Source organism: Pseudomonas sp. BGA-UO-ETr-WB11 (genome assembly GCF_059567785.1).
Window position 1 is genome coordinate 339,049 of record NZ_JCAQOS010000004.1, and the last position, 16,013, is coordinate 355,061.

Here is a 16,013-nt window from a genome sequence, read left to right on the forward strand (position 1 = left end):
GCCTTCGCGTGGGTTTACTCGGGAGGGCTGGGCTGATTAGTATGCAGCTATCCCAGAGGCAAAGACCTCGCACAACAATGATAATTATCAAGGGATCCAGGCCATGGATAGTGTTTCGCAAGCTGCTGCCAGCAGTTTACTACGCCCCAAGCTGACGGCCCCACAAGCTGCCAGTGATTCCCTCAGTCGCCCGCAGGTGTTGGAGGCCTTGGCCGGTCATCCCAATGCGCGCCTGGTGCTGTTTTGCGCACCCGCGGGGTCTGGCAAGACCACTGCTCTGGTTGATCTGACCCTGGCGCGTCAGGCCCATGGCAGCGCCGTCGCCTGGTTTTCCCTGGCCAGCGAAGATGATGACCCCTCGCGCTTCTTTGCCCAATTGATCGAAACCCTCAGCACAGCCATACCTGGCCTTGGTCAGGACGCTCTGGGCTACCTGCAAAACACCATGCGCGTACCGGTGGCGGCGGTGATGGAGAGCCTGCTGGTCGATCTGTCCAACGTGCAGCAGCCCTTGTTGCTGGTGCTGGATGACCTGCACCTGCTACAGAATCGCGAGCTGTTCTCGGCCCTTACTCGGTTGGTCCAACTGGCCCCGGTGGGTTTTACCCTGGCCATCGGCAGTCGCTCCCAGCCCGCGCTGAACCTGGCCACGTGGCGAGCGAAAGGCCTGCTGCTGGAAATTGGCCCCGATGAGTTGCGCATGACCGAGGACGAAACCCGGGAATACCTCAATCGCCTGGGTTTGCAACTCAACGACACGGCCCTGAGCGAGCTGCATAGCCATACCGAAGGTTGGATGGTTGGCGTGCACCTGGCCAGCCTGTGGCTGCGCAACCAGACGCAGATACCCGCCCAATTGCCCGACATTGGTGCCGGCCAGGCCGCTGTGGGGGATTACTTGCTGCGCTCGGTTTTTGAACAATTGCCGCTGGATATGCAGGAAGTGTTGCTGGCGCTGGGCATTGCTCGTCAGCTCAGTGGCGAGTTGGCCAGCGCATTGACTGGTCGCACCGACGGCCAGGCGTTGCTGGAACAGTTGGAAGACATGCAACTGTTTCTCTTGCCCCTGGACCGCGAGCGGCAGTGGTATCGCTTTCATCATCTGTTTGCCGAGTTCCTCCAGGGGCGTCTGCGCGAGCGTGATCCGGAGCGCTTCAAGCAACTGCACTTCAATGCCAGCCTCTGGTTTACCAACCACCACATGCAGGACCTAGCGATTGAACATGCGTGTCTGGCCGATGACCCGGAGATGATTGCCGCTCTGGTGGACGGTTGTGGCCTTGAACTGATCAACCGCGGTCGTCTCAACCAGATATATCGCTGGCGCCAGTATGTGCCAGACGCCATTGCTGAGCGTTATCCGCTTCTGGTGTTGGCCGATGTCTGGGGCAAGGCCGCCGAACTGGCGCTGCCTGAGGCCAATCGAATGATTGATGAACTGCTGGCGCGATGGGACGGAGGCAAGAGTGAAAGCCAGCTGAATGACAATTACTTGGCCGCGCTGGCGGTCAAGGCAGTCATCGCCTTGCAGAAAGACGATCTGGATCTGTGCGTCAGCATGGCACGCAAGATCGAGCCGCAGTTGGGGCTGCACAATGCCTTTTTAGAGGTGGCGATTTTGATCATTGCCGCCTTGGCCCAGGTGGTATTGGTACAGCCTGAGCAGGCGCGGCGGCTGTTAGCCCTGGCCCATCAGCGCAACCATTTTCTCAAGGGGCGTTACCTCGATATCCAGCTGGCCAACGTGGAAATCTTCATGGCCCTGGAGCAGGGCCAGGTGCAGCGGGCGCAGCAGTTGTTCCTGCAAATGCGCGCCAAGGCCATGCCCTGGTTTGGCGAAAAGTCGCGGGCGTTGGCGCTACCGACTATCGGTGAGGCGCTGGTGGCCTACCAGCAGGGCCATGTGCAGGGTATTGAGGAAAAACTCAACTGGGCGTTGGCTACCGTGGACGTGATCAACCCCATCGATATTTATGCTCAGGGCATGCTTTGCCTGGCGCGCAGCCAACGTATGCAGGACAAACCCAAGGAAGCCTTGGCCAGTCTGGTGCTGATGCAGAATCTGGCGGCACGCAATCAGTCCTGGCGTTTTTATGCCCAGGCGGTGGGCGATGAGGTCGCGCTGATCCTGCAGGAGCCGGCAACCGATCGGATCAAGCGTGCGGATCAGCGTTTGCAAAGCGTCGATTGGAACAAGATGGCTGGCCAATATGCCAAAACGGGGTTCAATCCTGTGAGTTGGGTCCTGGGCCTGGCGCGCATTCGCTTGCAGCAGGCGCGAGGCAATTACAGTGAAGCGCTGCACGAGATTACCCAGCTGCGCGGTCAGTTACAGCCCAATTGGCATGGTCTGCAGCGCCTGCGCCTGGACCTGCTGGCTGCCTTGAGTTACCAGCGTTTAGGCTACCAGGAGCGGGCTCAGAGCTTGTTGCAGCAGTGCCTGCTGGCGGCTGAGCGGGAAGGGGTGCGCAGCCTCTTTGTAGAAGAGGGCGAGGCCATTCGGCAAATGTTGCAGCAGTTGGAAGCGGCCGAGCGCCAGCCAGCGTTGCAGGGTTTTATCCGCAGTCTGTTAAGCATCTGGCCTGGGCATAGCGTGCGCAAGGCAGCTGAAGGGCTGGAAGAGGAACTGACCGAGCGTGAACGTGAGGTCGTCTGCCTGGCTGCCAAGGGCATGTCCAATGATGAAATCGGCAAGCAGCTGTCTCTGGCCTTGGGCACCGTCAAATGGCACCTGCACAACATCTACGAGAAGCTCAAGGTGCGTAACCGCACTCAGGCTATCCGTCGCGTCCGTGAACTGAGTCTGCTTGAACCATGATCACTACTTTACCCCCGCTGTCACCGGTGCCTTTGTTGCGCACCAAGCTGTTTCCCGCCGATGCCGGTGCGCCTACGTTGTTGCCGCGCAGTGCGTTGATTGAACGCCTAATGGCGGCCCGTGCGCAGCGATTGGTGGTGCTTAGCGCGCCTGCTGGGTTTGGCAAAAGCACCGTGCTTAGCCTGCTGCGCCAGCACCTGATGCGCCAGGGTGCGCGTGTGGCCTGGCTGTCGTGTGATGAGTCGGACAGTGAGCCTGCACGTTTGATGCAGTATTTGTCCGCCGCCATTGAAGCGGTGGCGCCGACCTTCATCAGCACTCCGGCAGGCTTGGTCCCGGGGGATGTCAGCTGGCCGGTGGAAGCCTTGATTGATGCCTTTGTGGCGGATTTGAAGCGCCTGGATGGCGATATTTATTTGATGCTTGATGACTTTCATCGTATTCGTCATCTCGCATTAGGGCAGGCCGCACGCTATCTCTTGAAGTCGCTGCCGGACAACGTGCGCCTGGTCGTCAGCACCCGTTACAAACCGCGCTTTATTAGCACCGAGCAGGATGCCGATACCTGGGCATTCTGGTTGCTGGCCGAAGATCTGCGGTTGAGCCGTGAAGAAACGGCGGCTTACTTTCTGCAAATCAAAAAAATCGAACTGAGTTCGGCCGAGCTGGATTTGCTCCAGACGCGTACCGAGGGCTGGATCACGGCCTTGCATTTGGCAGCTCTGGCCTTGGCCCGGCATCCTGATCGGGCAGCCTTTCTTGCCGGCTTGTCGGGTACTGAACGCAATATCGCCGATTACCTGGCTGAGGATGTGCTTGATAGCCTGCCAGCCGAACTGCAGCTGTTTCTCGATCAGACCTCGGTGCTGGATGAGTTCTGCGCTGAGCTGTGCAACGCCTTGACCGGGCGTCGTGACGGCTTGGACATGCTCATGCGCTTGCAACGTGAACAGCTGTTTGTCATTCCGCTGGACGAGCAAGGCGAGTGGTTTCGCTATCACCACCTGTTTGCCGAGTTTCTCCAAGGTCGCTTGGCGCGGCGCGGTGATAAGGCGGCGCTGCTCAATGCGGCTGCGCGCTGGTGCGAGGCCCGTGACTTGCCCGACCGGGCGATCAAGTACGCCTTGCGTGGCCGCGATTACAGCTTCGCGGCTGAAATGCTCGAGCGTCAGGGCGCGCGCCTGATCGCCGGCAATCGCGTGTACGGCGTGCTGAGCATGCTCAATAGCGTGCCGGTTGATGTGATTCGCGAACATCCGGTGTTCCAGATTTTCTATGCCTGGCAGTTGGCATTCGAGCAGAAGTTTGCCGAGGCTGAGGCGTTGATTGAGGAGGTCAGCACACGCTTGATGCAGGGGCGCGGCAAGGCGATGCACTTTGGTCTGGCCGAGTTGCTGGTTGCGGCGCAGATCCTCAAAGCGCTGGTGCTGCTGTATCAGGATAAGTTGGAGAGCTGCCTCAAGGTCTCGCGGCAATGGTTGAGCATGGTGCCGGGTGATCAGCCGATCTTTCGCGCCAGCATGGTCTGTGTGCAGGCCGCCGCGTATGCCTTGTTGAGCGACTTTGCCGAGGCGGCCAAGGCAATTGCTGCCGCGCGCAGCTACCTGGGCGCGGCCGACAGTGAATACCTGCATGTGATGACCAGCCTGATCGAAGTGCTGATTTGCAAGGAGGCCGGTGATCTTGAACGCGGTCGCTCCATCGCGGAGGCGGCGCGGGCTCGGGTGGAGCGGGTTTTCGGGCGCCGCAGTCGAGTCGGTGGGCCGTTGGCGCTGGCTTACGGGGACTTGTTGTATGAGCAGGATCGGCATGCCGCGGTTCTCGCCGAGCTGCCCCTGGCGACCACGTGGCGCGATGTGGCAACGCCGGTTGAGCTGATCAGTCGGGGACAACTGGTGATGGCCCGTGCACGTTTTTTTGCCGGAGAGGCCGAGTCAGGCTTGGCTCAGCTCGACGAATGGCTGGCGGACTTGCAGCGTCCGGGGTACGAGCGGGTGTTTGCCTTCGCCATGAGCTGCAAGGTGCAGTTTCTGTTGTGGTTACGGCGTCCCAATGAGGCGGAAAGAGTGTGCCTGCAGTTGCAGCAGCACTTGGCGGTGTTGCCTGCCGCACGCTATCCGGATGCGCATATTGCCCTGGCTTTGGCAGAAGCCCGCTTGGCGCTGAGTGAGCGCCGTGCTGAAAAAGCCCAAGCCTGTCTTGAGGCGTGCCTGGTCAAGCCCACAGATGAGCATCAACGTGATCGGCGACTGCGGGTTTCATTGTTACTCGCGGTAGCGTATTGGCGCAAAGGTAACAGTGAAAAGGCGTTCAGCTTGTTTCATTCAACCCTGGAAGAGGCCTGGACACGCGGTTATCGGCGCCTGTTTCAGGACGATGCCCTGTGGCTGTTACCGCTCTGGGATGCCTGGGCGGCCGCTGAGCCCAAGCGGGCCAGCGCGTGGCAAGGGGTGGCCGAGGGGCTGCGCGAGCAATGTCGGCGCCTGGCCGTTGATCCTGAAACTTTCGATGAAAATCAAGATGTTAGCCATAGAGAGCGAGAGATTCTGCGGTTTGTTGCGGCCGGACTGTCTAACCGTGATATCGCTCAGGCGGTGCATTTGTCGGAGGCCACGATCAAATGGCACTTGCACAATCTATTCGCCAAGCTTGGGGTGCGCAGCCGCACCCAGGCTGTGCTCAAGGGTAAAAGCATGGGCTTGTTGAATGAGGCCTGAGGCACATGGGGGTTGTGCGGGTTTATTGCTCCATCCCTTGGATGGGCTGGCAGTTGGGTTTGCTGCCAGTAGTTTGATTACCAGGACGAGAAGCCCAGCGCTTCACGATTCCATGTCAGTCGCGACTACGGAAGCAGTGGCTGATCTGGATGTTGGCGTGAGCCGGTCCAGCTGATTGTGGCAGGCGTCGCAGTCAGTGCCCTCTGGGCAACCCACCTGTGAACATTGGAGATAACAACAATGAATTTCAAACAACTCGCTTTCGCCGCTGCTGTACTGGCTACTCCGTTCATGGCTCAGGCCGATATGACCGCTATGGACGATGGCGCCCTGTCGAGCGTAACCGGTCAGGACGGTATCAGCATTTCCGGTAACTTCTCCGGTAGCGTTGGTAACGTTAAATACACCGACAACGATGCCGCTGGTGGCAGCCTGAACCTGACCAACATTGCGTTCACTGGTTTCTCCATTGCGGACTCGAACCCGTTGAAGATTGACGTGGTCACCACCACCATCGGCTCTACTGCTACTGAGCAATTGGCCATCAGCTTGCCTGCTATGACCGGTACTGTTTCGGTTGGCGGTATCTATGTTGGCGGTACCTACGCTAACGGCGCGACCACTGGCGCTGCTAGCATTGGCTCGCTGGCTATTTCCGATATCAATATGTCCGGCACCACCATCAAAGTATGGGGTCATTGATTCTGCTCGCTTGAGCTGAATCACCAAAAGCCTTGCCGGCCTGGGTCGGCAAGGCTTTTTTCTGCCGGTGTCTGGAGTGTGTAACGCGAATGATCGAGATCCTGCTGGGTAGTCTGATCGGCCTGTTCGGTTTTACCGAGGCGGTTGACACCAAACCGGCTGCACCGGGTACGGTCAATATCACCCAGTCGTCACTGTCCAGTGGACCGTTGCGTGAGTCGGTGGTGCTGGAGCCCAAAAGCCAACTGCAGTTTCGCAATGTGATTCGCCAAGCCTACGACTACAGCTGTGGGTCGGCAGCCTTGACGACGTTGCTGGATTATTACCTGGGTCGCAACCTGCAAGAGCGCCAGGTCATGGACGGGTTGTTGCGCTTTGGTGAGGCTGACAAGATCGTTGAGCGGCGGGGGTTTTCTCTGCTGGATATGAAGCGTTTTGTCTCTGCCCTTGGCTACAAGAGTGGCGGTTTCAAGGCGGAATTCTCTGACTTGGAAGAGTTGGAGCACCCGGCGATAGTGCCGATTACCTATGCCGGATTTAAGCATTTTGTCGTACTGCGCGATGTCTATAACGATCATGTTTTTGTCGCTGACCCTTCGCTTGGCAATATCAGCTTCACCCGTACACGTTTTCAAGAAATCTGGGATCACGGCGTGGTCTTCGTGATTTTTCCCAGTGGCCAGGAGCCACAAAACGCTTTGGCTCTGCAGGACCATGACCTGAGAGTCATTGATGACAGAACAATTAGCTTGCTGGCGTTCAGAGAGTTTCCGCAGATCAGCAAATTTACCCAGAACGAGGTGCGTGAACTCGGTTCACAGGGCGATATTCGCTATATCCGTCGTAAGTAACGACCCGCCATAACAACAAGATATCGGGGATGTGTGATGGTAGTTCGGAGTAGTGCATGGTTGGCCATGCTGGCGCTATTGGTGGGCGGATTTGCCTGGGCGGATGAGCCGTCCGTCGAGCAGGCCCGTGAGGCTTTGGGCAAGAAAGATGATGATGCCGACAGCGCCAAGGCGCTTGAAGAGGTTTTCCAGGCCTCTGAGCAGAGCTATACCTTGCTGAAAAAAGGTGAGCGTACGCTGACCTATGGCTTTGACTATTCCCTGGTACGTGATGTTGCGATCGAGACCTTCCGCACCGGCAACAATATCTACAGCGTGGTGGGGCAAAGTGAAGCGCAGCATACGTTCACTAACTCGTTCACCTTCGACTATGGCGTCTGGGACAACCTGACGTTCAGCATCCGGCTGCCACTGGTGGCTGTCTATGACACCGAGCGTAACCTTGATGCCTATAGCCTTGGCGATGTATCCACCAGCCTGCGTTGGCAGCCGTGGTCATCAACCCGTGGCAAACCGGTTACTACGCTATATGCAACCTTGGGTTTGCCCACTGGGCAAAGTCCGTATGACGTCAACGAAGGCAGTGGGCTGTCCACCGGCAGTGGTTATTACAGCATTGGTGGCGGGGCCAACGTTTCCTATGTGATTGACCCTGTGGTGCTGTTCGGCTCCCTTGGCTACACCTACAACCTGCCTGTTGATGATGTTGATCAGGTTCGTGGCGGACGTTTGTTGACTAAGGTCGAACCTGGTTCGACCCTTTCCTACAACATGGGCTTTGCCTATGCGCTGTCGTATGACGTGTCGTTATCCACGTCCTATCAAATGGCTTACACCCTCAAGCCGACTTACACCTTTAGCGATGCTGAGGTTAAGGGCACTGAGCAGACCAGTGCGTTGATGAACTTCTCGCTGGGCTTAAGAACTTCGCCGGATTACATCGTCAATATCAATGCCGGTTTCGGCATGACGGAAGACTCGCCGGATGTGCTCTTGGGGCTGTCTATGCCCCTGGATATCAAAGGCCTCAAGGCCCCTTAAGCGGCGAGCGAGAACCTCATGAACATGCGATTTTCGCTGCTTGCGCGGGCGATTGCCGGGGCGACTGTGCTCTTGAGCAGCGCAGCCCAGGCGCAGTTGGCGCAAAACCTGACGATTGGTAACCCCAAGGCCATGGCCATGGGCAACGCCATTACGGCCGATTCCAGTGGCATCGATGCGGTGCATTACAACCCCGCTGCCCTGACTAAACTCAAGGGACGCAAGACCACGATGAAGTTCATCACCGGGGTGATGGATATTCGTGCGGAGTTCGATGCCCCGGCAGATTACGGCAGCAAGTTTCTCGGTCTGAAAAATGATCCAGTGGCCAACTCGTCCAGTCGTACGATTTCCCCTGCGGTGTATCTGCCAGGGCTTGGCGGGGCCACTGAGCTGCCTTTGCTGTTTATGCCATTGGCCGGGTTGTCGATTAATCCGCCCGGTTCGAAGCTGACCTTTGCCACCAACGTCTACACCCCGCAAGCCTTGGGTTTTACCCGCGACGACAATGACCCCGCGGTCTATCAGGGCAAGGAAGTGGTGATGCAGCGGCTGACCTATTTTTCGCCGTCAGTGGGCTACCAGATGAATGATGAGTTGGCGATTGGTCTGGCAGTCAACTTTTCTCATCAAGCGTTGGCGCTCAACCAGGATTTTCGCGCTCCGAACCTACTCACAGGCTTTACCAAGGTTGCTCAAGATGCGCTTTGTACCGTGCAGGGCAACCCATTCGAGGTGCTGATCAATATTTGCGGCGGCGAGTTTGGCCCTTTTACTAATTTGGCCAACCTCGATGTGGACATGCAGCAGTCACTGTCGCCGAACTGGAACTTGGGCGTGCTTTGGGAACCGACCGACTGGTTTGCCTGGGGCGCGGTCTACCAGAGCGAAGCCAAGATGCACATGCAGGGTAAGTTCACGGTGGATTACACCGAAAACTGGCAGGGCTTCTGGAAAGGCCTGGATAGCTCGCTGTTTGGTGCCATCTTCAACAGTATTACCCCTGACGGCACCGTCGACGAAGAGCGTGGCAACGTGTCGATGGACCTGACCTATCCGCAGCATTTCGCCACCGGTATCAAGCTCAAGCCTGCCAGCCAGTGGCAGTTCAATTTCGATGTGAAATGGACAGACTATGCGGCGTGGGAAAACTTCGAGCTGAAGTTCGACCGTGAACTGGACATGCTTAAAATCGCGCGGATTTTCTCTCCGCAGAGCGCCACGGCCACCTCAATCATCCTGGATCGCGGATACGAGTCAGTGTGGAGCTGGGCGCTAGGCATGCAGTACGATGTCAATGAGCGTCTGAGCTTGCGTGCTGGTTACGAGCCGCGGCCTTCAGCCATTCCGGGCAACAAGGCTGACGCCTTGGTACCTTTGGGTGATGCGGACCTGTATGGTCTCGGCGTGGGGTATCGCTGGGATCAGGACACGGTCATCGATCTCGGTTTTAACTACTTGGTGTCAAAGCAGAGCATTCCGGCGGGTACCAGCTGCAACGTCAACTGTTCGGGGATCGACAGTGTGGTGTACAACCCTTATGCCGACTTGAACGTTGAAACCACCGTCAAGGCGTATGTGATGGCTCTTACGTACACCACGAGTTTTTAGCCCTATGTCCAAGCTGTGGATTGCGCTGACTTTGCTGGTTGCTCTAGACGTGCACGCCAGCAATGGTCGTTACCTAACCTGGGTGGATGACCACGGGCGTGTGCACAACACTTTTGTCGACAGCCGCTATGGCTCTCAACAGCGGGCGGCGACACAGCGCATCAATCAGGCTGATCAGGAGCGCATGGCCGATGGTGCGCGCAGCACCTGGCCGGGGTCGCAGAGCGGGGCGGAAAGCAAGCGCCGTTACTTTACCTGGGTCGATGCCACGGGCAATTTGCAGAGCAGCTTTTATGCCGGTGCCCAGCAAGTTGACGGTCAGCAAGGGTTGACCCTGCCCAACGGCCAGCATTCCAGCGATTACATTGACGCCGAGGCTTTTGAAGGCAAAGGCTTTGTGCGCAGCGAGAACGGCAATCCCTATTACACGTGGGTGGATGAAAACGGGCGCATGCACAACTCGCCAGTGACACCCGAGCAGCGGGCGGCAGGTATGCGCAGTGGCGCAGAGGCCAGCCGGGAGATTCAATACAGCGAGGGCCGGCAGGTGCTGTTCAGCAAGCGACCCGCCGAATTGCCGGGGCTGGATGGTCAGCCCAATGAGGCGATGAAGTCCTTGCTGGAAGGCAGTCAGGAGAAAGCCGAGGGCTTGTATCAAGGCTTGCAGGACCAGTGCTGCGGTCATCTGGCGGAAGGTGCTTTTACCGAGCTGTCGGCGGACGAGCCGCGTTATCAGGAGCTCAACGGTTTCTCCCCGAGTTTCGATTTTCCCATGGGCCGCAGTTATTACGCCGCTCTGAAACTGCCGACGTCGCAACACGCTTATGGTCTGCGGGTGCGCAGCTTTGCCAACAAGCAGGTGGTGTACCCTTCGTTGCTGTTTCTCGATGAGCGTAAACAGCCAACCCGGCTGGTCAGTGATGCGGTGTACCAATTGCACGGCGAAACCTGGTATCGCTACGCCTTTATCGAGGGCACGGTGCCCGTCAATGCCCGCCAGGGTGAGCGCTATGTGTTGCTGTTGACCACCGACGAAGACCGCAAGGTGCAAACCCTGGACAACAAGCCGTTCAAACGGCCGCTGCAGGCGTTGCCGGTGAATGAATCAGGCATGCAGGTGCATCAGCATGCTGAAGTCGGCGCGTTCGAGGTGGCCATCGTGCGCTGATCAGTGTGTTTTTCCGCCGACAAAAAAGCCCAGCACTGAGCTGGGCTTTTTTGTGGTTGTTGGCTTATCAGATTTCAGCAGGCTGCACGTGACCGAACAGCTCCTGGGCAAAGCGCACGCGCTCTTCCGGGGTCTCGGTAATGCCTTTTTTCTTTAGGTCGGCCAGGCGTGCTTCAACCGCATGGGCGCGATGGGTCAGGCCGCAGTCGTTGGCGATCTGGATGTTGAGGCCGGGGCGGGCGTTGAGTTCGAGAATCAGCGGGCCCTTGTCTACGTCCAGCACCATGTCGACACCGATATAGCCCAGTCCACAGAGCTCATAGCAACCGGCGGCCAGTTTCATAAAGCCGTCCCAGTCCGGCAGTTGTACGCCGTCCACTGCATTGGTGGTATCCGGGTGTTTGCTGATCTTGTTGTTCAGCCAGGTGCCGCGCAAGGTCAAGCCGGTGGCCAGGTCGACACCGACGCCGATAGCGCCCTGGTGCAGGTTGGCCTTGCCGCCGGACTGACGGGTTGGCAGGCGCAGCATGGCCATCACCGGGTAACCCATTAGCACGATAATGCGGATGTCAGGCACGCCTTCGTAGCTGATGCTTTTGAAGATCGGGTCCGGGGTAACGCGGTATTCGATCAGCGCACGGTCACGGTGGCCACCGAGGGAGTAGAGGCCAGTGAGAATGCTGGAGATCTGATACTCGATCTCCTCATGGCTGACGATCTTGCCGGAGACCGTGCGATAACGGCCCTCGAAACGGTCGGCAATCACCAGGATGCCGTCACCCCCAGCACCCTGGGCCGGCTTTATAACGAAGTCGGTACGCCCGCCGATAATCTCGTCGAGCTTCTCGATTTCCTTCTCGGTGGAAATGATCCCGTACATTTCCGGCACATTGATGCCCGCTTCGATCGCGCGCATCTTGGTGATGATCTTGTCATCCACAATCGGGTACAGGCTGCGCTTGTTGTACTTGAGTACGTAGTCAGCGTTACGCCGGTTGATGCCCATGATGCCGCGGGCTTCCAGGGCTTTCCATCTCTTCCACAGACCGATCATGGCTCAATCCTTCAGGAAGGCTTTGAAGCGAAAGAGTTCGGTCAGGCGGTAGCCGCGATAGCGACCCATCGCCAGCATGAAACCCACCAGAATCAACAGCACAGCCGGGAAGGTGAAGACGAAATACGTCAGCTCCGGAATGTTCATCAGCAGGTAGGCGAGGGACGCCGCTACCAAGGTGCCAGCGGCAACCTTGAAGGCATGGCCGCCGCCGCGCTCTTCCCAAGTGATCGACAGGCGTTCGATGGTCATGGTCAGAATCACCATCGGGAACAGCGACACCGACAGACCGCGCTCCAGGCCGAGCTTATGACTGAACAGGCTAATGACGGCGATGAGGATGACCACAAAGGTCAACACCACCGATAGCCGCGGCAGCATCTGTAGTTTCAGGTGCTCAAGATAGGAACGCAGTGACAGACCGAGGGCTGTGATCACGGTAAACAGCATGATGCCGAAACCCAGCTGGGTTTCGCGGAAGGCCAGGGCGATCAGCACCGGGGTAAATGTACCCAGGGTCTGCAGGCCGCCGAGGTTGCGCAGAATCAGGATCACCAGTACGCCAATCGGCAGCATGATGAGGATCTGATAGGTCTGCTGGGTTTGCAGTGGCAGGCCGTACAGCGAGTATTCAAGGAAGTTAACGTCGGTGTTCTCGTCGGTCAGCTTGGCCAGGTGAATGGCGTTCATCTCGCTGTTGTCGAGGCTGAAGGTCACCTTGGCTTTCTTGCCGCCTTCGACATTGATCAGGTTGTCGTCACCGGTCCACCACACCAGGCGGTCGCTCGGCAGGCCTTGCTCGCCGCTTTCCGGGTTGAAGTACAGCCAGTTGTTGCCGTTGAAGCTGCGCAGCCACAGCTCAGGAGTTTGTGGCTGATCTGCAACCAAGCGAATGGTGTGCACGCGCTCCATGGGTACGTGGGCAATGGACAGCAGCAGCTCGATTACGCGGGCTTTATTGGTCACCGACGAGTCACCAGCGAACAGCAGTTTGACGTTGTCGTCGTTCGTGTTGTTGACCCGCTTGACGGTTTCGCTGATGAAGGTCTCTACGTCGGCCGAGTGTTGGCGAATCGGCGCCAGCAGGGCTTCGGCAGCGATCTTCTCGGCGCCTTCCACGGCGATACTTTCGCGGAAAATCGGGCCTTTGGCCTTGGGCTTCTCATCGCTGTAGCGCTTGGTGAGTACCAGGCGATAGTAGAGCGTCTGATTGCCGCTGGCGCGCCGCGCTGACCAGGTCACCTTACGGTTGCCGTCGTTGCGATTGATGCTCACCCCATAGTTATTGGAGATAAAGCTTTCATTCAGGCTGACGTAGTCCTGATTCAGCGGCGGCACGAACATCTGCACCTTGACCGGGTCGCGGGAGCTGGCCTGGAACTCGACCTTGGCGTCGACGTTCCACAGGTAGTCGGTTTCATCCGTGGTCATGGGGATGCCCAGGATGAAAATCTGATAGGCCGTGACCAGAATGCCCAGGCTCACCAATAGGGCGATGAGGACTTTCAGATGCAGGTTAAGAGCGCGCATGTGGATTACTCGGCAGAGTGTGCGTCAGGGGCGCAGGCAGGTTTTCCTGCTGCGTATTTAAGGTTTGGGTCAATCAGGGCGTTGAAGCGTTTCAAGGCTTCCGAGCCAATCAGCAAGGGGTATTGGAAGGCGCTGCGGTCGGTCAGGTTGACCTCGATGCTGCGCACGGTCTTACCCATGCAGATGGCCAGTTCAATCACCGGTCGTGCGGTATAGGTCTTGCCTTCGTCGGGGTCAACATCTCCGGCGCGGCGTTTGATCTTGCTGATACGTGCCAGGGGCCGCTCAATCGGGTGCTCGTGGGCGTCGTCGATGGCCAGGTAGAAACGTACCCAGGTCTCGCCGTCGCGCTTAAAACGGGTGATGTCGCGGGCGCTGAGCGATGCTGTCTTGGCCCCGGTATCGAGTTTGGCGGCCACTTCGAGGTTGAGTCCCGCCAGTTGCGCGTACTCATTGAGGCCAAACACCGGCTTTTCTGCGGCGAGGCTTACGCTGGGTAGCAGGGCCAGGCAAGAGAGTAGGGCAAAGGGCTTGTTTGTCATAAGTCCAAAAGCAATAGCGGTGGTTGGGTAAAGAGGGCGGCGGAGAGGCGAGTAGCCGTCAATCAACCAGCCTTGGAATTCTAGCAGGCTTGTCAAAGACGCCAGGGTGAAAGCTAGGTTGAGCATTCTAACATGGGCTTTTTCAGTGGGGACATAAGGTTATAAGCGTTTGTGCAAGTATCCGCTGAAGCTTTGTGGCTATTATTTACTGGCGAATTGTCGACAGTTACTGTCGATTGTTTGACATTGCTGCAGTTAAAAGCTTATTTTTGCCTCACTATTTTCTGATGTGTCGACAATATGACCAATGTCAGTGGCCTCACCAGTCTCCAGTCAGACGATACGGAAACCCTGTCCGAACACGTGTTCCGGCGCATTCAGGCTGCCATCGTCAAGGGTGAGATCGCCCCAGGCAGCAAGATCTCTGAGCCCGAGTTGGCGCGGGTTTACGGCATCAGCCGTGGCCCTCTGCGCGAAGCGATCCACCGCCTGGAAGGGCAGAAGCTGCTTGTGCGCATCCCCCATGTGGGCGCACGGGTGGTGTCCCTTAGTCATGCCGAGTTGATTGAACTGTACGAAATCCGCGAATCGCTGGAGGGCATGGCCTGTCGTCTAGCGGCCGAGCGCATGAGTGCGGCGGAGATCGATGAGTTACGCCGGGTGCTGGATACCCACGAGCAGGATGCCGCCTTCAAGGCTGGCGTGGGCTATTACCAGCAAGAAGGCGATTTCGATTTTCACTACCGCATCATTCAGGGCAGCGGCAATCGCACCCTTAGCCAGATGCTGTGCGGCGAGCTGTATCAACTGGTGCGCATGTACCGCATCCAGTTTTCCGCGACGCCCAACCGGCCGCGCCAGGCCTTTGCCGAGCACCACCGAATTCTCGATGCCATTGCTGACCGTGACGGTGAGCTGGCCGAGTTGCTAATGCGCCGTCACATCGGCGCATCCAAGCGCAATATTGAGCGCCACTATCTGGGCGCTGCAGACAAGACCACTAAATCAGGAGCTGAGTCATGAGTTCAGTCAAGAGCACGCCAGGTCAACGTTTTCGCGACGCGGTTGCGGCCGAGCATCCATTGCAGGTAGTCGGCGCGATCAACGCAAACCACGCCTTGCTGGCACAGCGTGCCGGCTTCAAGGCTATTTATCTCTCGGGTGGTGGTGTTGCTGCGGGCTCTCTGGGCCTGCCTGACCTGGGTATTACGGGTCTGGATGATGTACTCACCGACGTGCGGCGGATCACCGACGTCTGCGACCTGCCTTTGCTGGTGGACGTGGATACCGGCTTCGGCTCCTCGGCGTTCAACGTCGCCCGTACCGTCAAGTCAATGATCAAGTTTGGCGCTGCCGCTATCCATATCGAAGACCAGGTCGGCGCCAAGCGCTGCGGTCATCGCCCTAATAAAGAGATCGTGACCCAGCAGGAAATGGTTGACCGCATCAAGGCCGCCGTCGATGCCCGCACCGATGACAGCTTCGTGATCATGGCGCGTACCGATGCGTTGGCCGTTGAAGGTCTCAACTCGGCGCTGGACCGTGCTGCCGCCTGCATCGAAGCCGGCGCCGACATGATCTTCCCGGAAGCTATCACCGAACTGGCCATGTACAAGACCTTCGCCGACCGCATTAAGGCGCCGATTCTGGCCAACATCACCGAGTTTGGCGCCACGCCGCTGTACACCACCGAAGAGCTGGCCAGCGTAGACGTATCCCTGGTGCTCTACCCGCTGTCGGCCTTCCGCGCCATGAACAAGGCTGCCGAGAATGTCTACACCGCCTTGCGTCGTGACGGCACCCAAAAGAATGTGATCGATACCATGCAGACCCGCATGGAACTCTACGAGCGCATCAACTACCACGCCTTCGAACAGCACCTCGACGCGTTGTTTGCCGCCAAGAAATAACCGGATCGCGGGTCGCGAAGACCCGCGTAAAAACAAGAAGCATCCCACCGGATTGGATGAGGAGAACCC

12 protein-coding genes are annotated in these 16,013 nt (G+C 58.0%); 9 read left to right on the plus strand and 3 right to left on the minus strand.

All coding sequences use genetic code 11. The annotated features are described in order from the left end of the window. Positions 1–103 precede the first annotated feature (103 nt). The 7 genes from AC56DI_RS04750 to AC56DI_RS04780 all read left to right on the plus strand — a co-directional run bounded on the left by AC56DI_RS04750 (position 104) and on the right by AC56DI_RS04780 (position 10,908). Positions 104–2,818, plus strand: coding sequence for a winged helix-turn-helix domain-containing protein (locus AC56DI_RS04750; protein ID WP_496345154.1), 2,715 nt, complete (start codon positions 104–106; stop codon positions 2,816–2,818). After that, complete coding sequence (locus AC56DI_RS04755) at positions 2,815–5,535, plus strand: helix-turn-helix transcriptional regulator (RefSeq protein WP_496345155.1); 2,721 nt, start codon at positions 2,815–2,817, stop codon at positions 5,533–5,535. The genes AC56DI_RS04750 and AC56DI_RS04755 overlap by 4 nt, the downstream gene beginning before the upstream one ends. Before the next feature lie 240 nt (positions 5,536–5,775). Then, complete coding sequence (locus AC56DI_RS04760) at positions 5,776–6,237, plus strand: DUF6160 family protein (protein WP_496345156.1); 462 nt, start codon at positions 5,776–5,778, stop codon at positions 6,235–6,237. 89 nt (positions 6,238–6,326) lie between these two features. Next, entirely contained in the window at positions 6,327–7,088 is a 762-nt protein-coding gene (locus AC56DI_RS04765; protein ID WP_496345157.1) for a C39 family peptidase, read from the plus strand. A 36-nt stretch (positions 7,089–7,124) separates the two neighbouring features. Next, positions 7,125–8,129 carry a transporter gene (locus tag AC56DI_RS04770; RefSeq protein WP_496345158.1) on the plus strand — a complete coding sequence of 335 codons (1,005 nt, stop codon included), beginning with the start codon at positions 7,125–7,127 and terminating at the stop codon, positions 8,127–8,129. An 18-nt stretch (positions 8,130–8,147) separates the two neighbouring features. Further along, on the plus strand, positions 8,148–9,740 hold the full coding sequence (locus AC56DI_RS04775; protein ID WP_496345159.1) for an outer membrane protein transport protein: 1,593 nt from the start codon (positions 8,148–8,150) through the stop codon (positions 9,738–9,740). 4 nt (positions 9,741–9,744) lie between these two features. Next, positions 9,745–10,908, plus strand: coding sequence for a MalM family protein (locus AC56DI_RS04780; RefSeq protein WP_496345160.1), 1,164 nt, complete (start codon positions 9,745–9,747; stop codon positions 10,906–10,908). Positions 10,909–10,975: 67 nt separating this feature from the next. On the opposite strand, the gene AC56DI_RS04785 is transcribed toward AC56DI_RS04780, so the two are convergent. Genes AC56DI_RS04785 through rloA form a run of 3 tightly spaced genes read right to left on the minus strand, consistent with a single transcriptional unit; the run spans position 10,976 to position 14,034 of the window. Then, the gene (locus AC56DI_RS04785; RefSeq protein ID WP_422588214.1) at positions 10,976–11,959 is read right to left on the minus strand and encodes an alpha-L-glutamate ligase-like protein; all 984 of its coding nucleotides are present in this window, start codon (positions 11,957–11,959) and stop codon (positions 10,976–10,978) included. 6 nt (positions 11,960–11,965) lie between these two features. Then, complete coding sequence (gene rloB, locus AC56DI_RS04790; protein WP_496345161.1) at positions 11,966–13,492, minus strand: osmotic stress tolerance membrane protein RloB; 1,527 nt, start codon at positions 13,490–13,492, stop codon at positions 11,966–11,968. A gap of 5 nt (positions 13,493–13,497) precedes the next feature. Further along, entirely contained in the window at positions 13,498–14,034 is a 537-nt protein-coding gene (gene rloA, locus AC56DI_RS04795) for a retropepsin-like aspartic peptidase RloA (RefSeq protein WP_496345162.1), read from the minus strand. Between the two features lie 300 nt (positions 14,035–14,334). Between rloA and AC56DI_RS04800 the strand changes: the two genes are divergently transcribed. Next, positions 14,335–15,057, plus strand: a complete 723-nt coding sequence (locus tag AC56DI_RS04800; RefSeq protein ID WP_496345163.1) for a GntR family transcriptional regulator — start codon at positions 14,335–14,337, stop codon at positions 15,055–15,057. Continuing rightward, entirely contained in the window at positions 15,054–15,944 is an 891-nt protein-coding gene (gene prpB / locus AC56DI_RS04805) for a methylisocitrate lyase (RefSeq protein WP_496345164.1), read from the plus strand. The genes AC56DI_RS04800 and prpB overlap by 4 nt, the downstream gene beginning before the upstream one ends. The last annotated feature ends 69 nt before the right edge of the window (positions 15,945–16,013 follow it).